23 protein-coding genes and 2 tRNA genes are annotated in these 25,891 nt (G+C 56.1%); 8 read left to right on the forward strand and 17 right to left on the reverse strand.

Annotation, left to right across the window (positions count from 1 at the left end; genetic code table 11):
* Window positions 1-122 precede the first annotated feature (122 nt).
* Both fabB and ylqF read right to left on the reverse strand, forming a co-directional pair.
* Window positions 123-1,337: a beta-ketoacyl-ACP synthase I gene (gene fabB / locus KO499_RS09530; protein WP_215983513.1), complete on the reverse strand. Its 1,215-nt coding sequence runs from the start codon at window positions 1,335-1,337 to the stop codon at window positions 123-125.
* A 120-nt stretch (window positions 1,338-1,457) separates the two neighbouring features.
* Window positions 1,458-2,327, reverse strand: coding sequence for a ribosome biogenesis GTPase YlqF (gene ylqF, locus KO499_RS09535; RefSeq protein WP_215983514.1), 870 nt, complete (start codon window positions 2,325-2,327; stop codon window positions 1,458-1,460).
* Window positions 2,328-2,569: 242 nt separating this feature from the next.
* Between ylqF and KO499_RS09540 the strand changes: the two genes are divergently transcribed.
* Window positions 2,570-3,031, forward strand: a complete 462-nt coding sequence (locus KO499_RS09540) for a Spy/CpxP family protein refolding chaperone (protein WP_228339865.1) — start codon at window positions 2,570-2,572, stop codon at window positions 3,029-3,031.
* An 81-nt stretch (window positions 3,032-3,112) separates the two neighbouring features.
* Here the strand turns inward: KO499_RS09540 and KO499_RS09545 are convergent, their stop codons facing one another.
* From KO499_RS09545 to KO499_RS09565, 5 genes are all read right to left on the reverse strand, one after another.
* On the reverse strand, window positions 3,113-5,599 hold the full coding sequence (locus KO499_RS09545) for an efflux RND transporter permease subunit (protein ID WP_215983516.1): 2,487 nt from the start codon (window positions 5,597-5,599) through the stop codon (window positions 3,113-3,115).
* Between the two features lie 48 nt (window positions 5,600-5,647).
* Entirely contained in the window at window positions 5,648-6,868 is a 1,221-nt protein-coding gene (locus KO499_RS09550; protein ID WP_215983517.1) for a methyl-accepting chemotaxis protein, read from the reverse strand.
* 8 nt (window positions 6,869-6,876) lie between these two features.
* A complete protein-coding gene (gene lipA / locus KO499_RS09555; protein ID WP_215983518.1) occupies window positions 6,877-7,929 on the reverse strand; it encodes a lipoyl synthase in 1,053 nt (350 codons plus the stop codon).
* A gap of 129 nt (window positions 7,930-8,058) precedes the next feature.
* A complete protein-coding gene (locus KO499_RS09560; RefSeq protein WP_215983519.1) occupies window positions 8,059-9,336 on the reverse strand; it encodes an O-acetylhomoserine aminocarboxypropyltransferase/cysteine synthase family protein in 1,278 nt (425 codons plus the stop codon).
* A gap of 1 nt (window position 9,337) precedes the next feature.
* Window positions 9,338-9,841 (reverse strand): PACE efflux transporter, encoded by a 504-nt coding sequence (locus KO499_RS09565; protein ID WP_215983520.1) that lies wholly within the window; start codon window positions 9,839-9,841, stop codon window positions 9,338-9,340.
* A 263-nt stretch (window positions 9,842-10,104) separates the two neighbouring features.
* Here KO499_RS09565 and KO499_RS09570 point away from each other — a divergent pair, with 263 nt between their 5' ends.
* Both KO499_RS09570 and KO499_RS09575 read left to right on the forward strand, forming a co-directional pair.
* Entirely contained in the window at window positions 10,105-10,902 is a 798-nt protein-coding gene (locus KO499_RS09570) for a transporter substrate-binding domain-containing protein (RefSeq protein ID WP_228339866.1), read from the forward strand.
* Between the two features lie 391 nt (window positions 10,903-11,293).
* Window positions 11,294-11,992, forward strand: a complete 699-nt coding sequence (locus tag KO499_RS09575; protein WP_215983521.1) for a transporter substrate-binding domain-containing protein — start codon at window positions 11,294-11,296, stop codon at window positions 11,990-11,992.
* 116 nt (window positions 11,993-12,108) lie between these two features.
* On the opposite strand, the gene KO499_RS09580 is transcribed toward KO499_RS09575, so the two are convergent.
* From KO499_RS09580 to KO499_RS09620, 9 genes are all read right to left on the reverse strand, one after another.
* A tRNA-Met gene (locus KO499_RS09580) sits at window positions 12,109-12,185 on the reverse strand.
* Window positions 12,186-12,277: 92 nt separating this feature from the next.
* Window positions 12,278-13,369: a redox-regulated ATPase YchF gene (gene ychF, locus KO499_RS09585; RefSeq protein ID WP_215983522.1), complete on the reverse strand. Its 1,092-nt coding sequence runs from the start codon at window positions 13,367-13,369 to the stop codon at window positions 12,278-12,280.
* Between the two features lie 36 nt (window positions 13,370-13,405).
* Complete coding sequence (pth, locus tag KO499_RS09590; RefSeq protein ID WP_215983523.1) at window positions 13,406-13,993, reverse strand: aminoacyl-tRNA hydrolase; 588 nt, start codon at window positions 13,991-13,993, stop codon at window positions 13,406-13,408.
* Between the two features lie 30 nt (window positions 13,994-14,023).
* Window positions 14,024-14,668 carry a 50S ribosomal protein L25/general stress protein Ctc gene (locus KO499_RS09595; RefSeq protein ID WP_215983524.1) on the reverse strand — a complete coding sequence of 215 codons (645 nt, stop codon included), beginning with the start codon at window positions 14,666-14,668 and terminating at the stop codon, window positions 14,024-14,026.
* Window positions 14,669-14,834: 166 nt separating this feature from the next.
* Complete coding sequence (locus KO499_RS09600; protein WP_215983525.1) at window positions 14,835-15,785, reverse strand: ribose-phosphate diphosphokinase; 951 nt, start codon at window positions 15,783-15,785, stop codon at window positions 14,835-14,837.
* Between the two features lie 52 nt (window positions 15,786-15,837).
* Window positions 15,838-15,912: transfer RNA gene (locus tag KO499_RS09605), tRNA-Gln, on the reverse strand.
* 19 nt (window positions 15,913-15,931) lie between these two features.
* On the reverse strand, window positions 15,932-16,795 hold the full coding sequence (ispE, locus tag KO499_RS09610; protein WP_215983526.1) for a 4-(cytidine 5'-diphospho)-2-C-methyl-D-erythritol kinase: 864 nt from the start codon (window positions 16,793-16,795) through the stop codon (window positions 15,932-15,934).
* The gene (lolB, locus tag KO499_RS09615) at window positions 16,792-17,424 is read right to left on the reverse strand and encodes a lipoprotein insertase outer membrane protein LolB (protein WP_215983527.1); all 633 of its coding nucleotides are present in this window, start codon (window positions 17,422-17,424) and stop codon (window positions 16,792-16,794) included. Before lolB ends, ispE begins: the two co-directional genes overlap by 4 nt.
* On the reverse strand, window positions 17,421-19,169 hold the full coding sequence (locus tag KO499_RS09620) for a tetratricopeptide repeat protein (RefSeq protein ID WP_215983528.1): 1,749 nt from the start codon (window positions 19,167-19,169) through the stop codon (window positions 17,421-17,423). Before KO499_RS09620 ends, lolB begins: the two co-directional genes overlap by 4 nt.
* Before the next feature lie 246 nt (window positions 19,170-19,415).
* On the opposite strand from KO499_RS09620, the gene hemA reads away from it, so the two are divergent.
* The 4 genes from hemA to KO499_RS09640 are packed head-to-tail and all read left to right on the forward strand — an operon-like array spanning window position 19,416 to window position 23,412.
* Window positions 19,416-20,705, forward strand: coding sequence for a glutamyl-tRNA reductase (hemA, locus tag KO499_RS09625; protein WP_215983529.1), 1,290 nt, complete (start codon window positions 19,416-19,418; stop codon window positions 20,703-20,705).
* Window positions 20,702-21,790 (forward strand): peptide chain release factor 1, encoded by a 1,089-nt coding sequence (prfA, locus tag KO499_RS09630; protein ID WP_215983530.1) that lies wholly within the window; start codon window positions 20,702-20,704, stop codon window positions 21,788-21,790. Before hemA ends, prfA begins: the two co-directional genes overlap by 4 nt.
* Window positions 21,780-22,676: a peptide chain release factor N(5)-glutamine methyltransferase gene (gene prmC / locus KO499_RS09635; protein ID WP_215983531.1), complete on the forward strand. Its 897-nt coding sequence runs from the start codon at window positions 21,780-21,782 to the stop codon at window positions 22,674-22,676. The genes prfA and prmC overlap by 11 nt, the downstream gene beginning before the upstream one ends.
* Window positions 22,666-23,412 (forward strand): molybdopterin-synthase adenylyltransferase MoeB, encoded by a 747-nt coding sequence (locus KO499_RS09640; protein ID WP_215983532.1) that lies wholly within the window; start codon window positions 22,666-22,668, stop codon window positions 23,410-23,412. Before prmC ends, KO499_RS09640 begins: the two co-directional genes overlap by 11 nt.
* Window positions 23,413-23,476: 64 nt before the next feature.
* On the opposite strand, the gene phrB is transcribed toward KO499_RS09640, so the two are convergent.
* The gene (gene phrB / locus KO499_RS09645; protein ID WP_215983533.1) at window positions 23,477-24,880 is read right to left on the reverse strand and encodes a deoxyribodipyrimidine photo-lyase; all 1,404 of its coding nucleotides are present in this window, start codon (window positions 24,878-24,880) and stop codon (window positions 23,477-23,479) included.
* A 164-nt stretch (window positions 24,881-25,044) separates the two neighbouring features.
* Between phrB and KO499_RS09650 the strand changes: the two genes are divergently transcribed.
* Complete coding sequence (locus tag KO499_RS09650; RefSeq protein ID WP_215983889.1) at window positions 25,045-25,854, forward strand: hypothetical protein; 810 nt, start codon at window positions 25,045-25,047, stop codon at window positions 25,852-25,854.
* Window positions 25,855-25,891: the final 37 nt, after the last annotated feature.

Here is a 25,891-nt window from a genome sequence, read left to right on the forward strand (position 1 = left end):
ATCCGTCCGATTTGATCGAAGTCAAACAACTACCTTAATACGGATGCAGGTCTTTGCCAATAATCAAGCGTAAAGATCTTAGTTTATAATTGAAAACAATAAGGGCCCGGGGGCCCTATTGATTACGCCTGAAGCCTCTCGAATATCAGAGAGGCATTGGTGCCACCAAATCCGAAGCTGTTGGACATGACGGTGTTGAGCGTCGCTTCGCGACCCTCCGGCCCCACCAGCGGGATATCGCTGATTTTCTCGTCGGGATTGGCCAGGTTTTTGGTGCCGGCAATAAAGCCATTCTGCAGCATCAGAAGCGAATAGATGGCTTCCTGAACACCGGCGGCGCCCAAAGAGTGGCCAGACAGTGATTTGGTAGAGGAAATGGCCGGGATGTCGGCGCCAAAGGTGGCCTGCACAGCACCCATTTCGGCGACGTCGCCAACCGGCGTGCTGGTGCCGTGAGCGTTGATATAGTCGATCTTGCCCCGGACGGTGGCCATAGCCTGCTTCATGCAGCGTTGGGCACCTTCGCCTGATGGTGCGACCATGTCGTAGCCATCGGAGGTGGCACCGTAACCGGTGAGTTCGGCAATGATAGTGGCGCCCCGCTTCTTCGCGTGTTCGAGTTCCTCCAGCACGACCATGCCCCCACCGCCTGCGATCACGAAACCATCCCGCCCAGCATCAAAGGGGCGGGAAGCGGTTTCGGGAGCATCGTTATATTTGGTAGAAAGCGCACCCATGGCGTCGAACATCATGGTCAGGCTCCAGTCCTCCTCTTCACCGCCGCCGGCAAAGACGATGTCCTGCTTACCGGCCTGGATCTGCTCCATGGCGTGGCCAATGCAGTGGGCGCTGGTAGCACAGGCTGAGGACATGGAATAGTTCACGCCGCGGATTTTGAAGGCAGTGGCCAGGCAGGCTGAAACCGTACTGGTCATGATGCGCGGAACCATATAGGGCCCGATGCGCTTCACGCCTTTCGCACGCATGATGTCGGTGGCCTCCACCTGACTGGAGCAGGATGCGCCACCGGAGCCGGCGATCAGGCCAGTGCGATCGTTGGATATCAGATCTTCGGTCAACCCGGCCTGGGCAATGGCCTGTTCCATGGACAGAAAACTGTACATCGCTGACGGCCCCATGAAACGGCGGATCTTGCGGTCGATAATGGATGTATCCACATCAACAGAGCCGGCAACCTGGCTGCGAAAGCCCATGTCCTTGTAGGTCTCGTTAAAGCGAATGCCTGATTTTCCGTTTTTCAGGCTCTCCGTTACCTCGTCCAGTGAGTTGCCGAGGCAGGATACGATGCCCATGCCAGTGACGACGACGCGTCTCATAAGTTCCTCCTTACCGGTCAGCCGAAATGGCTGACCCTGCAATCAATTACCTTACTGCATAGTCTAGGCCCTTTGAGCCAGATAGGATATTTGACCTTGGTAAGGGGAGGTTGAAGGGGATTAGTTTGCCGGGTTCTCAGATGACTCGGTCTCGCGTTCGATCATCTCTGGTGTTTCCAGAGAAATACGACCGAGTTTTCCAGAGCGAAATTCGTTGAGTAACACCTCGGAAACCTTGTGCAGGTCCGGAATGCCGCCGCGACTGAAAAACCGTCGTTTTGCCGCAATGCCGTCCATCAGTGCCAGGCCGTCTTTCGGTAACTCCTCGAATCCGTAGCGGGCTTTGACCAGTTCCGGGTAGGCCTCCCGCAGAAACTCGGCTTCAAACATCGCGATGTCTTCGAAGTCCAGAACCGCGCTGCGAATGGCGCCGGTGATCGCAAGCCGGTATCCGCAGGCTTCCGGGGAAAGCTTGGGCCACAGGAAACCCGGCGTGTCGTACAGCAAAATATTATGTGGAAGTTTGATCGCCTGTTGCGATTTTGTCACCGCCGGCTCGTTTCCGGTTTTGGCTGCCGGCCTGCCCGCGAGGGTGTTGATCAGGGTGGATTTTCCGACGTTGGGAATGCCCAGAATCATCACCCGAAGAGCACTCTTCTGGCGATCGTGGTCTGGCGTCATCTCCTCGGCCAGTCTCAGAATGCCGAGAGCTTCGTTGCGCTGGTTGTGGGTCAGGGTTATGGCCCTCACTCCGCGTTCCTTTTCCAGCCATGCCTGCCAGCGTGCGGTAACGTCCGGGTCAGCCAGATCGCGCTTGTTAAGTACCTTGATCAACGGCGTGTCACCGCGCAGCGCGGGCACCAGCGGATTTTCGCTGCTGAAGGGAATCCGCGCATCAATAACCTCAATAATGAGGTCCATCTGCGGCATGACTTTTTTGATCTCCTTGCGGGCCTTGTGCATGTGCCCTGGAAACCAGTTAATGGCCATCGTATCTGCTCCGGATGTGGTTAAACGGCGCCATTATGAAGGGGAATGACTAAACTTTCACATTTGTTTGATTCCGCGTGTGTGGCGGCTTTTGGCGGAGGGTGCCCAGAGGTGTGTACAAAATGAGGGCTGACCGGGGTGAAAAACCGTATCCGTATGCTTTAGGGTGTAGGCCCTGAATAAAGAAATTAATGTACGTTGGTGGTATTCAGTTGATGGCCACCCTGTTAACGGAGAGCATTATGAAGTTTGCAAAACTGTTTGGATCTGCCCTTGTAGCCTTGAGCATTGCGGTTCCGGCCGCAGCCCAACAAGCGGGTGGTCAGCCTGATCAGGTGGCTCAGCTTGCCCAGATGGTAGGGCTGTCGGAGGATCAGCAAACCGAAATCCGTGGCATCATCGATGAGATGCAGGGCGAAATTGGCGAGCTCCGTGAGGAAGCCCGTGGGCTTCAACAGCAGATGCAAGGTGAGATCAAAGCAGACTATGACGAGTCAGCCATCCGCGAGAGCGCTGAGGAGTTGGGCGATGTGACTGGCGAGATTGCAGCTCTGTCAACGTTGATGCAGGCGAAGATTGACAGTGTCTTTACCGAAGAGCAGCGCGACGAACTGGATAAGCGCATGCAGGAGATGCAGCAGCAAATGCAGCAGCGTCGCCAGATGCAACAACAGATGCAGCAGCAGGGCCAGGGTATGCAGTGATCCTGGCTTCCCGCTAGCTGGTTTGGAAAAGGGCCACATCTTCGGGTGTGGCCCTTTTTTTATGCTTGTATTCTGTCCGGCTCAAGTGCCAGCCCCAAAGGGTTTTACCAGAATGATCAGTCTGGGTAGCAGGGTAAGCGCTCCAACCAGAGCCATGAACATGGCAAACCCCGTGAACAACCCGAAGTAAATGGTCGGGATGAAGTTGGACAGTACCAGTATCGAGAACCCGGAGATGATGGTCAGTGAGGTGAAGAACATCGCCTGGCCGATGCTTCGGTGGCAGCGATGCATGGTGGCTATATAGTCACCATCGTTCCGGAATTCGGTTTTGAAGCGATGGATATAGTGAATGGTGTCATCCACTGCAATCCCCACAGTGATGGCCGCGACGGTAATGGTCATCATATCCAGGGGAATGCCGAGCCAGCCCATCAGGCCGAGCACTGAGCCTGCAGCGATGAGGTTGGGGGCCATGCCGATCAGGGCCAGTTTCAGGGAGCGGAACAGGATCAGGAACATCACCATGATGGCGGCGAAGACAACCCCGATGGTCTTGATCTGGGAGTCGAACAGACTTTGCAGCATGTTGTTGTACATCACAGTCATGCCGGCGAACAGAATCTGGTCCTGATCGTAGCCCAGCTCTGTCGTCAGGTGGTTGTGAATGCGGTTCAACAGTTCCTGCCGGCGCAACTCGGGCATGGTTTCCAGAATCCGGATGCTGAAGCGGGCCTGGTCGTGTTCTTCGGAGATGTATGGGGTCAGCAGGGTATCCTGAAGATCATCGGGGACCGCGGCCGGCACGAAGGCCAATTCGAGGGCGTCCAGAGGCTCGCCCTGATTGATCCGGGCCAGAATGTCCAGCGTGGTGCTGATGGACAGAACCTTGCCGGTTTCCGGCAATCCGTCCAGATACTCGTGAACGGCTTCCAGTTCCGCCATTTTTTGATAGGTGTACCAGGTATCGCGGTATTCCTGCGCTTCGCCGCAGTCCTCGACAAAGGGATCACAGTCGCTGGCGAACGGATCGCTGGTGTCAGCGCTCTCGGGTGGGGGGGCGTCAGTGATCACGACGTCCAGTGGCGTGGTGCCGCCCAGGCGATTATCGATGGTGATCATACCCTGATGGATTTCGGTGGAGGATTTGAAGTAGTCGATGAAGCTGTTTTCCACCGTCAATCTGCTCAGGCCTACCACACAAAACACCGTAATGAGCGCCGACCCGATCAACACCGTCTTGCCGAAGTGTTCGGTGAGTCGGGCGAAATGATCGGTGAATGGAATTCGGTCGGAGGTAACCCGGCTATCCAGTGGTGGTGGTAACAGGGTCAGCAGGGACGGAAATACGATGAAGGTAATAAGGAACGCTACCGTCAGACCGAGTGTCATCATCCAGCCGAAATCAATCACCGGGCGAATGCCGCTGAAAGTCAGTGAGCCGAAGGCGACGATGGTGGTGATGGCCATATAGAAGCAGGGCTTGATCATTGCCGTCACGGTGTTGCGGAGGGTCTTGCCAGGGCTGGCTTCTGGTTCGTCGTGCTGAAACTCCCGATACCGTACGATCAGATGAATGGTCAGTGACAGGGTCATGATCAGCAGCAGGGAAATGAAGTTGGATGAGATCACGGTGACCGGCCACTGTGCCCAGCCAAGGAAACCGATCATCAGCCATACGGTAAAGCTGCAGCAGAGCAGCGGTACCAGGACCCAGCGCCACTGTCTGAAGATTATGGCCAGTGTCAGAAGCAGAAAGGCAAGGACCCCGAACCCGAAGGTCGAGAGGTCGTTCTCGATGAAGCGGATCATGTCCGCCACGATCATGGGTACGCCGCCAAGATGAATGTCGGCGCCGTCCCGGTAGCCGTCAAGAATGGATCGGACCTTCCGGATAGTGGCGTCTCGCTCAGCACCGAGCGCCTCGGTAAAGTCAACAAAGTCCTGTTTTACCCGCTCCAGTTCCGCCAGTTCGGCATCAGAGGCTGTACCTGCAGCCGCCTTGTCTCTCAGATCGTTGCGCTTGTTCAGCAGTTCAAAGTATCGGTCTGGCGTAGGCAGATTTACCTGAATGGCGGTGGTGCGGCCATCTTCGCTGATCAGCAGATTCGGGTAGAACGGGTTGTCCAGCAACGCCCGCCGGGCTGTCTCTGGGGTTACGTCGTGCTCGTCCAGGGTCTTTATTTCGCTGTCGACGGAATCGAGGGTCAGGCCGGGGCTGTGAAGCAGAGGAACATTCAGGATGCTGTTGGTGGAACCCACAGCCGCCAGGCTCTGCAGTTCGTTCCTCAGTGCAGCAAGCCGGGCGAGTCCATTGTCGGAAAAAAGTTCATCATCCGGGGTATAGGTGACGATCAGAAAATCATCGGAAGTGGTAAATCGGCGGTTTACCTGACGATATTGTTCCAGGGAACGGTCGTTTTCCAGCACCAGGGATTCGGCGGAAGCATCGAGACGGAACTCGCCGAATTTCACGGCGGCGAGGGCCAGTAGGAGGCCAAACGCCGCCAGGATGATAAGTGGATGCGGAAAAATCAGGCGATCATATAAAATGTGAAGACGATTCATGAACAACGACTCTGCCAGTTCGGACGAGTGCAGAGTGTGCCATAAACCTCAGTGAACCGTGACCTTTGACGAAGCATCTTCCAGAGAATCGATCAGCCGTTTCAGGCGGCGGCTCATTTCTGCGCTTTCGGAAAGCTGGGTCACCATATTCTGGGTGGTTTCGCGGATACCCTGAACGTTGGCAAGCACGTCGTCGGTGCCTGCGGTCTGTTCGGCGGAGACATTGGCGATTTCCTGATTGGTATGGTCGATCCGGTTGACCACTTCGTTGATCGTCTCAAGTGCTCGCCGAGCTTCCTCGGATTCCTCAACGCAGAGTGTGGCATCGTCGGAGCTGCCGGTCATCTGGTATACCGCGGTGTTCATTGCATTGAGCAGGCGGTCTATGGTGCCCTGAATCTGATCTGTGGAGTCCTGAACCCTTTGTGCCAGGTTGCGGACCTCATCGGCCACCACGGCAAATCCGCGGCCCTGCTCACCAGCTCTGGCGGCCTCAATGGCTGCATTCAGGGCCAGCAAGTTCGTCTGCTCGGCAATGCCACGAATCTCGGTGATGGCGTGGCTGATTTCATGACTGTTTTCGGCCAGGGCTTCGACGCTGCTCGCAGAATTGCGTACCACATCAGCCAGCTTGCGGATACTGTCGGCGCTTTGCCCAACCCGCTCACCACCGTCACGAGCAGCGGCGCTGGCCTCATGAGACAGAGTCTTGGCAATGCCTGCCTGCTCGGCAATACCGGTGAAGCTTTGCAGCATGATTTCGATGACTTCTGCGGAGCGGTCGGCACCGGCCTGCTGCCGACCGAGATCATCGCGGCGCGCCTCGGCGGCGGAGGTCAGTTCCTGAACTTCATTATGAAGCCGCTCAATGGCCTCCTTCATACTCCGGACCACTACCACGGTACGGTCCTGCATGGCATTGAACGCGCTGGCCATTTCGCCGATTTCGTCAGTGGAATCTACAACGGCTCTCTGGCTCAGGTTGCCTGAGGCCTGGACGTCAACCATCGTGTCTTTCAGACGATTGACGTGGCGCTCGATGAATGAGATCAACAGTTGGGAGCCGGCCATCTCAAGCACCATGAGCACTGACACCACCAGTGCGAAACCGGGCGCTGTATCCGAGAAGACCTCTTTGAACGTCCTGCCGGTTTGCCCGGCCATGGTGTTCATGGCGTAGAGTACCAGCAGACAGAGAACTGCAAAAACGACAATGTTCAGCAACCAGAATTTGTACTTCAGCCGGGCATTTCGCAGCAGTGTCAGCATGAATGTTCTCAGTCGATGGCCTTTACCGGAATCTGCAGGGCATTGGAGGTCTGGGGAACCTCTGGCACGGCGAGACCAAGATTGTTTTTGTCGAATACCTTATCGGCCCGGTAGCTGGAGCGGACCATAGGGCCGGATGGTACTTCCATGAAGCCTTTCTCGAGGCCGATATCCCGGTAGCGGTTGAATTCTTCCGGGGTGACATAGCGTTCGACAGGCAGATGATTCGGAGTAGGGCGAAGGTACTGACCCAGCGTCAGGATATCTACGCCGATCGCGCGCAGATCATCCATGGTTTTCAGGATTTCCTCTTCGGTTTCACCCAGGCCCAGCATCAGGCTGGTCTTGGTGAGTACATCCGGACGATGTTTCTTGGCATGCTCCAGAACCCGCAGGGTTTTTTCATAGCCGGCCCGGGGATCACGGACATGGCCGGTCAGCCGTTTTACTGTTTCCACGTTCTGGGCGAAGACATCCAGTCCCGAATCCACAACCTTCTCAACGTTGGACATCACAGCATCGAAATCCGGAGTCAATGCCTCAACGGCGACTTCCGGAGTACGTTGTTTGATCGCGGATACGCAGGCAGCGTAGTGGGCAGCACCGCCGTCTTCAAGGTCATCGCGATCTACCGAGGTGAGAACGATGTAACGAAGGCCCATTAGCTCGACGGACTTGGCTGTGTTCTCTGGCTCCTCATGGTCCAGCCAACCTTTTGGATTACCCGTATCCACTGCGCAGAACTTGCAGGCCCGGGTGCACACGGAGCCCATGACCATGATAGTGGCAGTGCCGGCGGTCCAGCATTCTCCGATGTTCGGACAGTGGGATTCCTGGCAAACGGTACTTAGCCGGTGCTCACTGACATTCTTGCGCACCGCGTCATAGCGCTCGCCTCCGGGCATGCGCGCGCGCAGCCATTTCGGCTTTCGCTGAGGCTTCTCCGCTGGTGTGGCTTCCTGCTTTGTTGACCGCTTTACGCCGTCCTTGATGGCTGAGAAGCCATGCTCGTTGCGGAATTTGGAACCACTGGTAATGCGGGTTTTTGCGCTGTCGCTCATTGCAACCGGACTCTCGATTCGGGCATGGGGAACCCTAAAGAGTAATGGGCCAGCGGGGGAGTTACAAGACAGGTAGGGGCAATCACGGGGATACCGGGCACGACTTTGGTCGTACCCGGTTGACCGTCATCAGGCCTGGGCTTTATCCAGAGCCTGGCTGATGTCGGCAATAATGTCGTCAACATGCTCAATGCCGATGGACAGCCGCACCAGGTCCTCGCTTACACCGGCGCTTTGCAGTTCCTCCGGGTTGAGCTGGCGGTGCGTTGTGGTCGCCGGATGGCAGGCAAGGGACTTGGCGTCGCCAATGTTCACCAGGCGCAGGATGAGGTCGAGAGCGTCAATGAACTTTGCGCCAGCTTCCCGGCCGCCCTTAATACCGAAGCTCAGAATGCCGGAAGCCTTGCCTCGGCATATCTTGTTACACGTGGCCTTATAGGGGCTGTCGGCGAGCGTGGCGTAGTTGACCCATTCCACGGATGGATGATCCTGCAGGAAGTTGGCGACCTTCTCCGCATTCTCGCAATGGCGTTCCATGCGCAGAGCCAGAGTTTCCAGGCCTTGCATGATCAGGAAGGCATTAAACGGTGACAGGGCAGCGCCAGTGTTGCGCAGCGGCACCACGCGGCACCGCCCTATAAAGGCTGCAGGACCGAGGGCGTCGGTGTAGACCACGCCGTGATAGGAGGGATCCGGTTCGTTCAGCATCGGGAATTTGTCGGCGCTGGCTTTCCAGTCAAACTTGCCGGAATCCACCACAACGCCCGCCACAGTGGTGCCATGGCCGCCAATGTACTTGGTCAGAGAATGAATGACGATATCCGCACCGTGCTCAAAGGGGCGGCACAGGAACGGCGTTGCAACGGTATTGTCGACCATGAGCGGAATGCCATGCTTGTGGGCAATTTCTGCCCAGCGCTCGATGTCTACCACGTTACCTGCCGGATTGCCGATGGATTCGCAGAAGAGGACGCGGGTGTTGTCATCGATGGCTTTTTCAATCGCGTCAAAATCGTCATGGCTTACCATCCGGCATTCAATGCCCTGATTCGGCAGAGAGTGGGCGAACAGGTTGTAGGTACCGCCATAGAGCTGGCTGGTACTGACGATGTTATTGCCTACCTTGCAGATGGTTTGCAGGGCATAGGTAATAGCGGCCATGCCTGAGGCCACAGCCAGGGCGCCTACACCGCCTTCCATTTCTGCCATCCGCTCTTCCAGAATCGCGTTGGTGGGATTCATGATGCGGGTGTAGATGTTGCCCTGAACCTTCAGGTCAAACAGATCAGCGCCGTGCTGGGTGTCGTCGAAGGTGTAAGACGTGGTCTGGTAAATCGGCGTGGCGGCCGCCCGTGTTGTGGGGTCGCTCTTGTAGCCTGCGTGCAGTGCCAGGGTTTCCGGTTTCATGTCAACGGTCCTTGCTGGTGTGTTTTTGTTTGTGAGTTTGAGCGTGAGAGTATGCCATAGAGTCGGGCCCGGGTGGATTGCGTTCGATCGTGGAATCGGTGTCCGGAAAAAGAGTGTCGTAACACCAGGTGAATACGAACGCATACACCAGGTAAAAAACCACAAAGGCGATATCGACAATCAGGGCTTCCAGCAGCCCGATGTCCATCCACCAGGCGATAATGGGCAGAAAAATCAACATCAGACCCAGTTCGAAGCTGAGAGCATGCACGATACGGATGGACAGGGTCTTTCGGGTTGATCCGGTGAGGTGCCTCAGCCCGTGATCGAAGCCGAGGTTGAACAGATAATTCCAGATGGTTGCGATAGTGGCGCCCAATACGCCCAGCACTCCGGTTTTGCCCATATCAAAACCGAAGGCAAAAGCGGCCATTGGTACCGATAGAAACAGACCTATTATCTCAAAGGATATGGCCTGGCGTACTCTGTCTTTGATTGATCTCATAAAAGAAAGATTGCGAATGCGGGTCGTCCCGCGTTCAGGGCCCGGAAAGGGTGGGGTCGTCCCCAGAAACTGAAGAATCCGACCGGTCGCGACGAGGGTCTAGCATAATAGGTGTGCGCGCCATAGTCGACTCGTCTCCGGCTTCTGCCGGCAGGGCGTATGCCTGAGCTTCTGTTGCATCCGATAAACAGGGTTTTTCTGGATTTCTCACGAAATCGGAGTATAAGCATTTTGTAATGTTTTGAGCCTGGATCGTTTTTCTCATGCCCTGCCGTTTTGTCATCGCGCCCGTGCTGCTGTGTTTCTCATTGTTTGGTCTGTCAGATTCCGCGCAAGGTGATCCGGTAACGCTGAATATACTCGCTCCTGATCTGCCCGGAGCTTCAGAAGCTGGCGGGTACGGACGAGATATTGAGATCGTGGATGAAACACTGGCCTCCTGCGGGTATGAGGCCAATTTTATCATCCAGCCTTTTGGACGGCATCTGGTGAGTTTCAAGTATCTTGAGAGCGTTGATGGCGTAATGACTGTTCCACTGGCTTACTCTACGCCTGGTTTTTCTACCGCGGCTTATATCTGGTATCAAAACGGCGCCTTTTACGATGCTTCTGAACGGGGGCCTATCGAAACGGTTGATGATCTTGCCGGACTGAACGTTGTGAGCTTTCAGGATGGCCCCGAAATACTCGGGCTAGGCAACAGTGTGGAGGAGCTGGATTCGGTTCTTACCATTGCAGATCAAACGATCCATTCCCGTCTGCTGTTGAGAGGAAGAGTTGATGCCATCCTTGCCGATGGCCTTGTCGTGGCTGAGGTTAATCAGCGTATTGTCGACGACTCTGGCTTTGATGATCGTCTGGTGGCTAAACAGGCCCAGCTTGAGTTTGCACCTATTTTTTTTCCCACTCCCTATAAGATGGTGTTCAAGGATCCGGCACTGGCTATCGCCTTTGATCGCTGTTTTGACGAGCTGTTTTTGCAGGGAGTGATTACTCGTATCAGTGACCAATTTACCGGAAAACATCGAAAACAGCTGAAGTTCCGATACCTTGCCCAGTGAATGCGATTGCACTGTCTGGGCAATGTCTTATGAAGAATCCGGCTGCCGTCCATCGCACCTGACCTGTGTTACCCGCCTGGCCTCCTCGATAAGCGCCTGATGTCCCTCAAAGTCATATCCTCATGGTGTTCAGAAATCCGTTAAAACAGGTAGGTGGGATATTGCCACCGACCACGGGGAAGTAGGGCAAAAAAGAAGAAGGGGCGCAAACCTATACGCTTCAGCGCATTCCCGGCCCCGGGAGCATCACGATGGCCATAAAAATAGAACGAATTGCCAATGTGTGTTTATCGACTATAGTCAGAGTGATTCGGCTGCCTGGGCAAAGACAAGCTTCAATTTATAATTGCTCGCAGTGCACGTAGGGAATGCGTGTTTGTAGGAGGGGTTCATGGATAGGCGACTTCCGCTGTGGCTTGTTTTGTTTTTTCCGTTGGTGTTTGTTTCCTTTCTGGCTTTTCCTGCTTCACAAAAGCCCCACATTGTTGGTGTCTTCGAGGGTATCAAACGTGAAATTGCGGTTTCCGACGGCCAGTTGGTCGGACGTTTTGCTCCCTACTATCAGTGCGTATTTGATCGGGTCGAAGCTGACGTTCGATTTATCGAGATGCCGCTTGCTCAGATGCTTCATCAGTTAAATAAAGGCGGCATTGCCATAGGATTGCCTTTGGTGCAAACCGCTGACAGAGACGAGTATGCGGACTTTGGTGGTCTGTTGTTCCAGACCGAATATGTCTACCTCTTGCTCGACGATCTCCCTCCCTTGGCGAGTCTGAAGGGCGTGAGGTATGCATTCGTCCGTCGTTTCGTGGCTGATCAACTGCTGCAGGGTGAAAACCCGCAAGTGACCCATGTTTCAGGTTGGGGGCAGGCGGTTGAAATGCTCAAGCGCAGACGGGTGGATGTGGTCGTTCTTCCCTGGGTCATGATTGACCTGTATATGGCTGACTACCCGGAGCCCCATTATGAGAGGACTGCGGCCTGGGTGGATCTTTCTATGTACATTTCTCACGCTGTCAGTGATGGCAGACTAACCGAGGACCTCAGGCAAGCAATTCGAGAATGTCGTTTCATTTCGGAGAAAACGTAAGGTGGTGGGGATATTTGCACCGGATTCGAGGAAGTGGAGGGCGTGAACGGGTTGTTGTTGAGGTGTCGTCAACCAACAAAAAAGGGTTACGACGTGAATCGTAACCCTTTGAATACTGGTAGCAAGGGGCGGAGTCGAACCGCCGACCCCAGCATTATGAGTGCTGTGCTCTAACCAACTGAGCTACCTTGCCATTTCGCTTTGGGACTCAGCCCCAAACGAGGCGCGTATTTTCAGTATTTGCGCCCGCTCTGTCAAGACTTCGACTCAGTTTTTCCTGAAAAATTAAACGTTGAAGCGAAAATGGATAACATCGCCGTCTTTCACGATGTATTCTTTGCCTTCCAGGCGCCATTTTCCAGCATCCTTGGCGCCGGCCTCGCCGTTATAAGTCACGAAATCGTCGTAGCTCACCACTTCTGCCCGGATAAAACCGCGCTCGAAGTCTGTGTGTATCACTCCAGCGCCCTGAGGTGCTGTGGCACCGATTTGTACGGTCCAGGCACGAACTTCCTTCACTCCGGCGGTAAAGTAGGTCTGTAGCCCCAGAAGGCTGTAGCCGGCGCGGATCACGCGGTCCAGGCCCGGCTCTTCCATGCCCATTTCATCCAGGAACATGGCTTTCTCTTCGTCTTCCAGTTCGGAAATCTCGGCTTCCATCTTGTTGCAGATGGGGACAACCACGGCATTCTCGGATTCGGCAATCCTGCGCACGGTATCCAGGTGCGGATTGTTTTCGAAACCGTCTTCGTTGACGTTGGCGATGTACATGGTGGGCTTGACTGTGAGCAGGCAGAGCTCACGAATGAGAGCCATCTGGTCCTTGTCGAGGTTCATGCTCCGCACTGGTTGGCCTTCATTCAGGACCGGCAGTAGCTGTTCGAACATTTCGAGCTGGGCCTTGGCTTCTTTGTCGCCGCTTTTTGCCACTCGCTGTACGCGCTTGATGGCCTTCTCCACAGTCTCCAGGTCGGCCAGGGCAAGTTCGGTATTGATGACCTCAATGTCAGAGGCAGGATCTACCTTGTTGGCCACGTGAATAACGTTGCCGTCTTCAAAGCAGCGAACTACGTGAGCGATGGCGTCGGTCTGGCGAATGTTGGCGAGAAATTGATTGCCGAGGCCTTCGCCTTTGGAGGCGCCTGCCACCAGGCCAGCGATATCGACAAACTCCATGGTCGTGGGCACGGTGCGCTCGGGCTTTACGATCTCGGCCAGTTTGTTCAGGCGAGGGTCGGGCATGGCGACAACCCCGGCATTGGGTTCAATGGTGCAGAAGGGAAAGTTTTCTGCACCGATGCCGGATTTGGTGAGCGCGTTGAACAGGGTAGATTTGCCGACGTTGGGAAGGCCGACGATGCCGCAGTTAAATCCCATGGAGTGCCTCTGCTGGTACTGGAAAATTTGAGCGGATTATACCGGTTTGAAACTGTGCAGGCGATTCATGGCGGTGGGGAGCTTACCGCTGGCTGCATCGGGCAAAACCCGCAAGATTTCGTCAATCACCGCGTTCAGTTCTTCGGTTTCCTGCTTGCCCAGTCGACCGAGAACATAGCCGGTTACTTTGCGACTGTCGCCAGGATGGCCTATGCCGATGCGCAGTCTCTGGAAATCCTTCGTGCCCAGGTGGGCGATGGTGTCCCGAAGACCGTTGTGTCCGCCGTGTCCGCCGCCTTGTTTGAGTTTGGCGGTACCCGGGGGAAGATCAAGTTCATCGTGGGCAACCAGAATCTGTTGGGGCTGAATCTTGAAAAAGTCCGCCAGCGCCTTGATGGCGAGGCCGCTGCGATTCATAAAGGTCGAGGGGTTCAGGAGGTGCAGGTCCAGGCCCTGCCACTGAATTCGGGTATAAAGCCCGTGGTACTTCTTCTCTGGACGTAGCGTCTGGCCCGCGCAGCGGGCCAGAGCTTCGACGAACAGGGCGCCGGCGTTATGGCGGGTATTCTCGTAATCAGCTCCGGGGTTTCCCAGACCGACCACCATGAGGATATCCTGTGCCATCCACCGTTGCCCTCGTCAATGCAGGAGTAATTACTCCTTGGCTTCGCCTTCTTCACCATCTTCAGCGTCTTCGGCTTCATCAGCCTTGATGCCGCGTGGTTTGTGGATTGCCACAACAGGCTGGTCGTGATCGTCACCCTGAACCAGAGCGGCAATCTTGACGTCTTTCGGCAGATTCAGATCGCTCAAGTGAATGACCTGATCCATCTCGACAGTTGCCATGTCCACTTCAATGAACTCGGGCAGATTCTGCGGCAGACAGATCACTTCGACTTCGGTGATCTGGTGGTTCGCTACACCGCCATGGAGCTTGATAGCCGGAGCGCTTTCTTCATTGATGAAGTGCAGCGGTACGTTGACGTGGATCTCGTGGTCCTTGTCGACACGCAGAAAATCAGCGTGGGTCAGAAGCGGCTTGTACGGGTGGCGCTGCAGATCCTTCAGGATGACACTTTCTTTTTTGCCGTTCAGCTCAACAGTCAGAACGTGAGAAAAGAACGCTTCGTTTTCCAGCGCTTTTTTCAGTTCGTTGTGCCAAATGGCGACCGGAGTAGCATCTTTCCCGCCACCGTAGATGATGGCCGGAATTTTACGTTCCTCACGACGCAGGCGGCGGCTCGCACCTCTCCCCTGATCGTCGCGAGGAAATGCTTCAATAACAAATTCCTGAGACATGGTATTAACCTCAATCGTCACCCGAACTGCCCGCGACCAGGCGTTGGATCAGGTGATGTTTCTAAAAAGCCGGATTTTTCCGGCTGACGAAAAGAGTCGGGAGCCTGTTTAGGCTCCCGACCCGGTAACTGCTTGTAATGCCTGAGTATTACGACTGAAAGATTGCTCAGGCGTTCTCGAACATGGCACTGATGGACTCTTCATTGCTTACGCGACGAATCGATTCTGCAAGCAAGCCGGCCATTCCGAGGACGCGGATTCTATCACAATTTTTCGCTTTGTCACCCAGTGGGATGGTGTCGCAGACGACAAGTTCGTCCAGCTGGGAAGCATTGATGTTATCAATGGCCGGGCCAGAGAGAACCGGGTGAGTGATGTAGGCAACCACTCGGGCGGCACCGTGTTCTTTCAGGGCGTTGGCTGCCTTGCACAGAGTGCCGGCAGTATCAATGATGTCGTCCACCAGGATGCAGGTTTTGTCTTTTACATCGCCAATGATGTGCATTACCTGGGACACGTTCGCTTTCGGGCGGCGCTTGTCGATGATGGCCAGGTCGGCGTCGTCAAGACGCTTGGCCACGGCCCGGGCGCGCACAACACCCCCAACGTCCGGAGAAACAACCACGAAGTTCTCGAACCGCTGTTTGAAGATGTCTTCAAGCATGACCGGAGTGGCATAGATGTTGTCTACCGGGATGTCGAAGAAGCCCTGGATCTGGTCAGCGTGCAGGTCGACGGTCAAAACGCGGTCAACACCGATGCTGGAAATCATGTCGGCTACCACTTTGGCGCTAATGGCGACACGAGTGGAGCGTACCCGACGATCCTGACGCGCGTATCCGTAGTAAGGGATAACGGCGGTGACACGTGTTGCAGAAGCACGGCGAAGTGCATCGGCCATCACGATCAGTTCCATCAGGTTGTCGTTGGTGGGATAACAGGTTGGCTGAATGATGAATACATCATGGCCACGTACATTCTCATCGATCTCGACGGTCGTTTCGCCGTCGCTGAAGCGGCCTACAGTGGCCTGACCCATGGGAATATGGAGTTTGCGTGCAATCGCCTGGGCAAGTTCGGGATTGGCATTGCCAGCGAAGATCATCAGTTTGGACACGACGGCATCCTTCTCAGTATCGGCGTTTGATTCAGAAGAAGCGGGAGAAAGGTGGCTGGGGTGGCAGGATTCGAACCTGCGCATGACGGGATCAAAACCCGTTGCCTTACCACTTGGCGACACCCCAGTATCGTGCTTTTTTGGCATCATTTTAGCTCTGTTAGCTTTTTGTGTAGAGGTGATATGTTCACCCCTTTAGCTACGAACCCCGTGACGCCGGAGGGTTTGCTTTCCCAGATGATCCGCGCTGCGGATTTTGTCGGGAAACGTCCAAAAATGCAAGCCCCGGTTCCGGTTAATCTTGCAGGTCCGAATTGTGAAAGCCATTTCAGGCTTTGGTTGACTTCGGGGTGCAGTTTTAAAACTACCTCCTCGCAGTCGTTTCGGTACCTCGAGGCGTCTCCCTCAAAAGCGGGCGCTATTTTGATTCTCGGGGTGTTCCTTGTCAACCCTTGCTCGGAAAAAATCTTACGGGTGTTTATGTTGCACTCAGGTTTGAGAACAACGAACCAGTCTTCCGGAGGGTTTGTGTTGGTCAGTATATCACCAACTCCTTCGCCGAATGCGGCATGGCCATGAACAAAAACGGGGACATCGGCGCCCAGCTTCAGGCCGATGGTGGCTAGTTCATCGGGGCTCAAATCCAGCTGCCAGAGGCGGTTCAGCGCCAGCAGAGTTGTTGCTGCGTTTGAGCTGCCGCCGCCGAGGCCTCCGCCCATTGGCAGGCGCTTGGTGATTTCGATTGTTACTCCGGGCAGGTTATCCGGGGCCCGCTCCATGACGGCTCTGGCTGCACGAATAATGAGGTTGTCCTCATCGGCGACACCGGGGACAGGGTTCGCCAGCCTTACGCCGGGCTCGTCTGTTGAGAGGGTAAAGCGAAGCTCGTCACCATAGTCGAGAAACTGAAACAGGGTCTGGAGCTCGTGATAGCCGTCGTCCCGACGCCCGACAATGTGCAGGAATAAATTCAGTTTGGCCGGGGAGGGCAGTACAAGGCTGGTTGTCACTCTGGGTGCTCCTGCCAGTCACTGACCACGAGTCGAACCTGTTTGTCCTCCTTCAGGGCGGTGATACGGGCAGGGAGAGAGGGGTAGCTGGCGAGGAAGGTCTGCCAGCGGTCGTAGCGAATCTCCCAGCCGTTCTGGCGGATGATGGCCAGGGTGCCTTGCTCGTCAAAGAGAAGGCGAAAGTCGCTGGTGGGTGATGGCAGGCCGCGAATCCACCAGGTCAGGTTCTCCATCGGCAGTTGCCAGCCGGTAGCGGCTTCTACCAATGCTTCCGGTTGTCCCGAGCGGTAGGTTTCTCCGTTGGGCAGGGTTAGCTCAATAAAGCCCGGGACGCCTTTGAGGGTCGTACTGCCCATGCCGAGAAATGACGATGAGAGCGCCAGGTCGTAGGCTTCCCCCTCCTGGGTCCAGTGATTAATGATGGCGGTTCCGCTGTCTGATGGCTGGCGGACGGCGAGCTTGCCTGAAAGCTTCCAGTGATCGAACTCACCGAGTTGGGCTGCGCGGGAGGTCCAGGTCGCGGGGGGCTGGTCTGTCATGCCCTCCGGCAATGGGTCGATCTGGATGGTGGTGCAGGCGCCAAGGGCCGCAAAAATCGTCAGTGCGGTCAGGGTGCGGGCTACTTTCATTCCGGGTGACCACCATTGGTCAGCCGGTCTATGGTTTCCCTGAGTATTTCGTGATCCCGGTCCTGCTCCAGGCCTTCCTGCCATATGATTCGTGCCTGCTCCTCGGCCCCGCTCATCCAGAGCGCTTCGCCATAATGGGCGGCAACCTCGGGATCCGGGAATGCGGCCCAGGCACGTGAAAGGTATTCGAGCGCTGGTTCAATCTGGCCTTCGAGGAACAGGACCCAGCCCATACTGTCGAGAATGGCCGGGTTGTCCGGGTCCTGGCCAAGCGCCTTCTCAATATAGCTGCGGGCCTCTCGGAGTCTGTCTGTCCGTGTGGTCAGGATGTACCCCAGAGCATTCAGGGCAACGGCGTTATCGGGTTCCTGCTCAACAATTTGCTTCAGGTCGCTTTCGGCATCGGCGGGCTGCCCGATACCGTCGTATAGCATTGCCCGGGCATAGCGGATCTCGATATTGCCCGGATGTTCTTTCAGTGCATCCGTGGCTGTGTTCAGCGCTTCATGTTGGTGATCCTGATCAATGAGCAGGTTTACCTCCAGGAGCCAGAATTTCTCTGACTGTCTGGGGTTGGCCTCGCGCAGGCGGTGGATGCGGTCAATGGCGTCCTCGAACTGGCCGTTGCTGGCCTGCAAAGAGCTGGCGCGAGCCAGTGAAGGGAAGTAGTAATTGCCATGTTCGACACTCTGATAGTAGCCAATAGCCTGCTCTGTGTTGCCAGCCTGGTCTTCAATTCTGCCCAGATAGTAGTTGGCTTCGCTGGTATGGTGGCCCTGTTCGGCCAGCTGTGTCAGTTCTTCCTGTGCCAGGTCGGTCTGTCCATTCTCCAGGGCCACAAGTGCATGTGAGAGCTTTAGGCCCGGGGTGTTCGGATGGCGTTCAACGAGTCTGGCAAATTCGTCCTGGGCCGCCTGTAATTCGCCTTCATTGATCAGCATGCGGCCATAGAGCGTGCCCATCTGCCGGTTGTCAGGAAAGCGTCGGGTGTTCGTCAGAAGATAATCGAGAGCACTGTTTTCCTGGTGAGTCTGATAGAGCAGGTCGCCCTTGAGGATGATGGCTGGCTGAAAGTTCGGATCACCCTCCAGCAGAGGATTGAGCCTGTCCAGAGCTTCCTGCGGCTGGCCGGTTACCTTTAATAGTAGTGCGGTGCTGTATTCGAGCTCGGGAGTGTCGGGGTGACGCTCTGTCATGTCATCGTAGAGGGTCAGCAGCTCTTGTTGTTGCCCCGGTGGCAGATTTGCGGCCATGGCTGCCAGGCTGTCGAAGTCAGCGTCGCCGCCCTGATCCATGATTCGTTCCATGTGATGGATGGCGGTCTGGAGGTTGTTGCTCTTTACCGCCTGAATAGCGGCAATCCTGTGAGCTTGAAGGCTGTCCGGGTCAACTTCCAGCCATAGTTCTGCCAACTGTTTTTGGGCGTTGTCTCCATTCAGAGACTGGGCAACTCTCATGGCTCGCGCAATAACCCCCTGGTCACGGGATTGCCTCGCGGCTTTCAGGTAATTCACCAGGGTAATATCGTAACGGCCCCGTTGGGCGGCGATTTCGGCGGACAAGAGCAGGTAGAGAGTTTCAGGCTCAAAGTCGCCATATTCAACCGGTGGCGTTGACTCCTGCGCTTGATCGTTGGCGACTGTCTCGTTCGAAGCAGGCGCTTCCTCGGTGCCGGTAAGGCTGGCACAACCTGCCAGTGTGAGGCCGAGAAGGCAGGTAACCAGAAACGGTACGGATTTGTGCATGCAACTTCCCATGATCTGTCGAAAACGCATCAGAAATAACCACGCTCCGGCCTCTTTCTTGAGCTGGATCGGGTCCCGGCCTCAGCCGAACCCCTATAATGGCATAAGCGTCTGATCTTGCCCAACCTGTCCGCACTTGCCGAAGCAGTGGCGGTTATGGGTGGCAGCTAAGGCCGCTGGCAGTTAAAATGTTCAGTTATCGTGCGCATCTGCGCCCCTCATTGGAAAAGGTTATTCAACCACGAAATGGCATTGGTAACGCTGGGAATCAATCATCGCACGGCCCCCGTTGAATTACGGGAGCGGGTGGCGTTCACGCCCGAGCGCATGTCGGAGGCGTTCGCGGAGCTGCGCGCAACCACCGGAGCCACTGAGGCCGCCATTCTTTCAACCTGTAATCGGACAGAGTTGTACCTTGCGGGTGATGATGACTGTGCCCCCATGGTGCTTCGCTGGATGGCGGGGTTTCATGGTTTGGACGCCGCAGAGTTGGAAGAAGCGCTTTATGTGCACCGCGACGGTGATGCGGTGAGGCACATGATGCGTGTGGCCGCTGGCCTGGATTCCATGGTTCTGGGAGAGCCGCAGATTCTTGGACAGCTGAAAGATGCCTATTCCCTTGCCAGGGAGCATGAGGCGAGCGGTTCGTTTCTGTCCCGATTGTTCGAACATACGTTCTCAGTTGCCAAGCGTGTACGGACCCAGACCGCCATTGGTGAAAACCCGGTCTCCGTCGCCTACGCAGCCGTGAGTATGGCGCACCACATTTTTGCCGATATGTCTCGCAACAAGGCTTTGCTGATTGGTGCCGGCAAAACCATTGAGCTGGTGGCCCGGCATCTTGCGGATGCCGGAGTGAGAGATTTTCTGGTGGCTAACCGTACCCTTGAGCGAGCACAGGCACTGGCAGAATCTCGTGGCGGCAAAGGTATTCTGTTGTCTGAGATCCCTGAGCATCTTTCCGATGTCGACATCGTGATTTCGTCCACGGCAAGCCCGCTGCCGATCCTTGGCAAGGGCGCCGTTGAGCGCGCCCTGAAGAAACGCAAGCATCGGCCCTATTTCATGGTGGACATTGCCGTGCCCCGGGATATTGAGCCGGAAGTAGCCTCACTGGCGGACGTCTATCTGTACACGGTTGACGACCTGCGGCAGGTTATCGAAGAGAATATCCGTTCCCGTGAGGGTGCGGCCCGGGAAGCGGAAAATATGGTGGCGTCCGGGGTCCAGGATTTCCTGAACCAGCTGCGCGCGCTGGATGCGGTCTCCACCCTCAAACAGTTTCGTCAGCGCGCCGAAGTTCTGCGCGATGCGGAGACAGAAAAAGCTCTGCGAGCCCTGCGCAATGGTGCAGATCCCGAAACCGTGCTGCGCAGCATGGCTCGTGGCCTCACCAATAAACTCCTGCACGAACCGTCGGTACAGGTTCGCAAGGCCACTACAGAAGGTCGCGCCGAGGTGACAGAGTGGCTGCGTGAGTTGCACCAGCTGGATGCTCTGGACGCAGATACGACGCCTACTCCGGAAAAACTATGAAGCCATCGATTCAATTCCGCCTCGAGCAGCTGACAGACCGCTATGAGGAGGTCAGCGCTTTGCTCAGCGATTCTTCCATTATCTCTCAGCAAGACAAGTTCCGGGATCTTTCGCGGGAATTCGCCGAAATTGAGCCCATTGTTCAGTGCTTCCAGGCATGGCAGCTTTCGCTTGATGATATTGAAGCGGCCCGGGAGCTGGCGAAAGATGGTGACGCAGATATGCGGGAGATGGCTGAGGAAGAGCTGCAACTTTCCCGGCAGAAAAGTGAGTCTTTGAGTGAGGAGCTGCAGCGCCTGATGCTCCCGAAAGACCCCAATGATGGCAAGAACGTGTTTCTGGAGATTCGCGCCGGCACCGGAGGTGATGAAGCTGCCATTTTCGCTGGCGATCTGTTCAGAATGTATCTGCGCTACGCCGAGCGCCGTCGATGGCAGGTTGAAGTTCTGAGTGAGAGTGAAGGAGAGCACGGAGGCTTCAAGGAGTTGATCGCCCGTGTGGCGGGTGATGGGGTATACGGTGCCCTGAAGTTTGAGTCCGGTGCTCATCGGGTGCAGCGCGTCCCGGAAACCGAGTCTCAGGGCCGGATTCATACCTCGGCGTGCACTGTAGCGGTGATGCCTGAGGCGAGTGAGGCCGAGGCCGTTGAGATTAACAAGGCGGATCTCAGGGTGGACACGTTCCGCGCGTCCGGTGCCGGGGGGCAGCACGTCAACAAGACCGATTCGGCCATCCGGATTACGCATATTCCTACCGGTACGGTGGTGGAATGCCAGGAAGAGCGTTCGCAGCACAAGAACAGGGCAAAGGCCATGAGCCTTCTGGCCTCCCGGCTGCAGAATGCCGAAACCGAGCGGCAGCAGAAATCCATGGCAGAAACCCGCAAGAGCCTGGTGGGCAGCGGCGATCGTTCCGAACGAATTCGCACCTACAATTTTCCTCAGGGACGTGTGACCGATCATCGGATCAATCTCACTCTTTACAAACTCGATGAAGTCATTGGCGGTGATCTTGACGCTGTGGTCGTGCCTTTGCAGCAGGAGCATCAGGCCGAGTTGCTCGCTTCTCTTGCCGATGACCAGTAAATCCTCACTAACCTGCGAGATGCTTTTAACGTCGGCATCCACTCGAATCGACAGTGACTCCTCAAGACTGGATGCCGAGCTGCTGTTGAGCCATGTAACGGGATTGAGCCGGACACGTTTCCGGGCCTGGCCGGAGCATGAGGTAACCGATGTTCAGGCAGCAGCCTTTGAGGCGCTTGTGCAGGACCGAGAAGCCGGCAGGCCGGTGGCACACCTGTTAGGGCGGCAGGAGTTCTGGTCCCTGCCTTTGAAGGTCAGTGCCTGCACCCTGATTCCGAGACCGGATACCGAGTGCCTGGTGGAAGCCGCTCTGGACTTACCGTTGCCGAAACAGGCTTGTGTTCTGGATCTGGGGACGGGCACCGGAGCCATTGCCCTGGCTCTTGCTAGTGAGCGCCCTGACTGGCGAATCACCGCTTGCGATGCCGTGGCTGAGGCGGTGGCACTTGCCCGTGATAATTCCAATTCGCTGGGCCTGACCGTTACTGTGGTTCAGAGCTCCTGGTTTGCTGACCTGGAGACAGGCCGCTTCGATCTGATTGTTTCCAACCCGCCCTATATTCCGGAAAACGATCACCATCTGAAAGAAGGCGATGTTCGCTTCGAGCCTGCGTCGGCTCTCGTATCTGGCCGTGATGGTCTGAAAGACCTTCAATTGATTGTTGACCAGGCGCCTGGCTGGCTGGTTGAAGGCGGGTGGCTTCTGGTTGAACATGGCTTTGATCAGGCCCAGGCTGTGACAGAATTGTTTCGCAGCCGCGGATTCGCAGGCGTCGAGACCCGTCAGGATTATGGTAAGCAGGACCGGATGACGCTGGGGCAATGGTATTCTGATGCCCCGGTCAACGCTCCGGTGTCCAACAGGGGAGGTGTGGATGCTCAGTGACGACGAATTGTTGCGCTATAGCCGGCAGATTCTTATACCGAGGTTTGATATCTCCGGTCAGGAAAAGCTGAAATCTGCCCGGGTTCTGGTGCTTGGTGCCGGTGGTTTGGGGTGTCCTGTCGCTCTTTATCTTGGTGCTGCGGGTGTCGGGACCCTTACCTTGGTGGATGACGATGATATCGAGCTGGCCAACCTGCAGCGTCAGATCGGTTTTGAGTCGGGGCAATTGGGTGAATCGAAGGCGGAAAATCTTGCCGAACGGGTGCGGCGGATAAATCCGCTGGTGTGCGTCTCAGCGCTCAATCAGCGCCTTGGGGGCGACGCCCTGGCTCGCGCCGTTGCCGAAGCGACTCTGGTGGTGGATTGCACCGATAATTTCAATACCCGGTTTGCCCTTAACCGGGCTTGTGTCGCGGCTAAAGTTCCCCTTGTCTCTGGTGCTGCCATTCGTGGCGAAGGGCAGATCTCGGTGTATGACAGCCGGCTGAACAGCAGTCCCTGTTACCACTGTCTGTATCCGGAGCAGGGTAATGAGGATCTGACCTGTTCTGAGGCGGGAGTCATTGCGCCTTTGGTGGGAATGATTGGTTCGGCCCAGGCGATGGAGGCCATCAAGGTGATTTCGGGCGTTGGAACACCGCTGGTCGGGCGGTTGCTGATTCTCGATGCCTGGGAGATGCAATGGCGGGAGATGAAGCTGGCTCGGGATCCTTCTTGTCCGGTTTGTTCTGGTTAAATTCTGTGCTGTCAGCCCATCGCCAACCCCGCTTCCGGCTTCTGAGCTCGTCCTGCAAACGTTTTCAGTTCTTCAGCGCCTGAAACCTGGCGATTGCCTCTTTCCTGCTTTCTTTCAGATCAACGATCTGCCTCGGGTACCCCTTGGGAATCACGCCACTTTTTGCACCCGGATCATGAATTCGTTTGTTATCCAGTTTGGCCAGTTCGGGAACCCACTCGCGGATAAATTCGCCATTCGAGTCGAAGCGTTCGCTCTGGGTGACCGGGTTGAAGACCCGGAAGTAGGGGGCGGCGTCGGTGCCGGTTGAGGCGCTCCACTGCCAGCCACCGTTGTTGGAGGCGAGGAAGCCGTCGACAAGTCTGGACATGAAGTAGTCCTCGCCCAGGCGCCAGTCGATAAACAGGTTTTTGGTGAGGTACATGGCCGTGATCATGCGCAGGCGGTTGTGCATCCAGCCGGTCTGATTTAGCTGTCGCATGGCGGCGTCAACGATGGGCACACCGGTGTTACCTGTTTTCCAGGCTTCGAAGGTGTCACCGGGAGTGTTCCATGCGAGGGCTTCGGTTTCCGGCTTGAAGGCCCGGTGCATGCTGACACGGGGATAGTGGTATAGGATGTTGATGTAGAAATCCCGCCAGGCGATTTCGTTGATCCAGGTGGCCAGCCCTTCCTCGTTGCCTCCCATGGCCTGCGCCTGTTTCGCCGCTATCAGGCACTGCCGGCCAGACAGAATGCCGTTTGCCAGGTAGGGGGAGAGCTGGCTGGTTCCATCTATAGCCGGGAAGTCCCGCTTCTCTTTGTACGCCCCGCCATATTCTTCCACGAAACGTTCAAGCTGGTCGTGGGCGGCCTTTTCGCCGGTGGACACCAAGGGGTCCGGAGCGTCGCGGAAGGCTTTCGGGACAGTGTCTATCCTTGCGGGACTTACGGCGCCGCCTCTGGCTTTGGGCGCTGGAAGCAGTCCGGGATGGGTTTCCTCTATCCAGCTGCGCCAGCGCCTCGAAAACGGTGTGAAGACAGAGTAGGGCTCGCTTTGTTGAGTCAGGATCTCGCCAACCGGCGCCACTGTCTGGTCACGGTATTTGCGAACGGTTATGCCAATGTCGTCGAAACGGTGTTTGATGGCTTTGTCCCGTTTGCGCTCGTTCACCCCGTACTCTTCGTTGAAATGCAGTGCCTTGACACCATGTTCTGAGCAGTGGCTCTCCAGTTTGCCGATGCTGTCCTCAAAACGGTCTGCGTGAATAAATGAGAGCTTTATGCCTAGTCTGGCCAGTTCCTCCGAAAGCGCATTGGCATGAGCGGTCACAAATTGTACCCGGGCCGGAGACCAACTGTGCTCCTGCCACTGCTCCGGGGTGATGATAAAGCAGGCGCGTACCTCGTCATCGCTCTTGCATGCAGCGGTGAGGGCGGGGTTATCAGCCACCCGCAGATCGTTTCGGAACCAGACCAGTTGTGTCATCTGTATGCCATTGTCGTCAGGAAATCGATGTAAGGGGGTTTACCCCTCGGTGAGTCAACAAAATCATTAAGTTGGATATTCGCCCGAACTGACTGATTGGATTATAGTTGATTCATCTTTTCAAAAGTTCGGACGATCAATCTCCAGGGAGGTTTGTGCCGGGAATACAGAGCAGTATCGAAGGCTGGCATGATGGCGTGTGGGCTAAGCCGTATAGCTTGTCCTCCGGGCAAACTCAGCAGCATCAATTGGGGCACATCCGCTTGTGGGTCACCCTGCTGGATCAGGAATGGCAAATCCGTTCTGAGGTTCTTGAACTGGAAAACGATCCGGCTGGCTGGACGGAAACCATTGGTCACACTCTGCCTTCGGCCACGGTTCCGGTGCAACGCTTTATCCGGCAATGCCAGTCTTCAACAGTAACCTTCCTCCCTGCACTGGCCAGCCTGCCTACTGTAATTCGCCCTTTCCAGCCCCTCACGATTCCTGCAGGCGGCCGCTGCACCATCTATGTAGGGACCCTGGTCTGGGTAAAGGTGTGTGTGGGAGAAACGCATACCCTGTTAACTGAGATCCCCCTGGCTCAGCCTTCCCTGACCTGGTTGGGGCGAAACACCATGGAAGGCGAGCTCTGCTATGCCTCACCCAGTTTTGCGCGTTTGGTGCTGGAGGCTGTGCCCAAGCGGCCATGGCGTGCGGTTACGCCGGTAACCCTGATCAACCGCCAGGAGCAGCCGCTGTTGCTCGAACGGTTCAGCCTGCCTACACCTTTGCTCTCGTTGCACCTGAACGAACGCGGCCAGTTGTGGACTCCGGGCGTGACGGTGCAGGTGGAGACCGATATGAATTCTGCCAGTCTGCACGTGGAGCCGTCAGTACTTGCCGCGGCGGGGAGTTGTCGGCAGGTTGCGGACGCCCGGGAGAAAATGGTCCGTGGGCGGCTGGTACGGGCATTCGATCGGATGTTTGGTTAATACCGATGTTACGGAGTGGATACTTTGCTTGAAGCAA

Origin of the sequence: Marinobacter sp. F3R08 (assembly GCF_018860425.1) — a bacterium.
Classification (GTDB): Bacteria; Pseudomonadota; Gammaproteobacteria; order Pseudomonadales; family Oleiphilaceae; genus Marinobacter.

Excerpts from the sequence above, each read along its gene's own strand:
- fabB (WP_215983513.1), bottom strand. The coding sequence starts at position 1,337 with ATGAGACGCGTCGTCGTCACTGGCATGGGCATCGTATCCTGCCTCGGC.
- ylqF (WP_215983514.1), bottom strand. The coding sequence starts at position 2,327 with ATGGCCATTAACTGGTTTCCAGGGCACATGCACAAGGCCCGCAAGGAG.
- KO499_RS09540 (WP_228339865.1), top strand. The coding sequence starts at position 2,570 with ATGAAGTTTGCAAAACTGTTTGGATCTGCCCTTGTAGCCTTGAGCATT.
- KO499_RS09545 (WP_215983516.1), bottom strand. The coding sequence starts at position 5,599 with ATGAATCGTCTTCACATTTTATATGATCGCCTGATTTTTCCGCATCCA.
- KO499_RS09550 (WP_215983517.1), bottom strand. The coding sequence starts at position 6,868 with ATGCTGACACTGCTGCGAAATGCCCGGCTGAAGTACAAATTCTGGTTG.
- lipA (WP_215983518.1), bottom strand. The coding sequence starts at position 7,929 with ATGAGCGACAGCGCAAAAACCCGCATTACCAGTGGTTCCAAATTCCGC.
- KO499_RS09560 (WP_215983519.1), bottom strand. The coding sequence starts at position 9,336 with ATGAAACCGGAAACCCTGGCACTGCACGCAGGCTACAAGAGCGACCCC.
- KO499_RS09565 (WP_215983520.1), bottom strand. The coding sequence starts at position 9,841 with ATGAGATCAATCAAAGACAGAGTACGCCAGGCCATATCCTTTGAGATA.
- KO499_RS09570 (WP_228339866.1), top strand. The coding sequence starts at position 10,105 with ATGCCCTGCCGTTTTGTCATCGCGCCCGTGCTGCTGTGTTTCTCATTG.
- KO499_RS09575 (WP_215983521.1), top strand. The coding sequence starts at position 11,294 with ATGGATAGGCGACTTCCGCTGTGGCTTGTTTTGTTTTTTCCGTTGGTG.
- ychF (WP_215983522.1), bottom strand. The coding sequence starts at position 13,369 with ATGGGATTTAACTGCGGCATCGTCGGCCTTCCCAACGTCGGCAAATCT.
- pth (WP_215983523.1), bottom strand. The coding sequence starts at position 13,993 with ATGGCACAGGATATCCTCATGGTGGTCGGTCTGGGAAACCCCGGAGCT.
- KO499_RS09595 (WP_215983524.1), bottom strand. The coding sequence starts at position 14,668 with ATGTCTCAGGAATTTGTTATTGAAGCATTTCCTCGCGACGATCAGGGG.
- lolB (WP_215983527.1), bottom strand. The coding sequence starts at position 17,424 with ATGAAAGTAGCCCGCACCCTGACCGCACTGACGATTTTTGCGGCCCTT.
- KO499_RS09620 (WP_215983528.1), bottom strand. The coding sequence starts at position 19,169 with ATGCACAAATCCGTACCGTTTCTGGTTACCTGCCTTCTCGGCCTCACA.
- hemA (WP_215983529.1), top strand. The coding sequence starts at position 19,416 with ATGGCATTGGTAACGCTGGGAATCAATCATCGCACGGCCCCCGTTGAA.
- prfA (WP_215983530.1), top strand. The coding sequence starts at position 20,702 with ATGAAGCCATCGATTCAATTCCGCCTCGAGCAGCTGACAGACCGCTAT.
- prmC (WP_215983531.1), top strand. The coding sequence starts at position 21,780 with ATGACCAGTAAATCCTCACTAACCTGCGAGATGCTTTTAACGTCGGCA.
- KO499_RS09640 (WP_215983532.1), top strand. The coding sequence starts at position 22,666 with ATGCTCAGTGACGACGAATTGTTGCGCTATAGCCGGCAGATTCTTATA.
- phrB (WP_215983533.1), bottom strand. The coding sequence starts at position 24,880 with ATGACACAACTGGTCTGGTTCCGAAACGATCTGCGGGTGGCTGATAAC.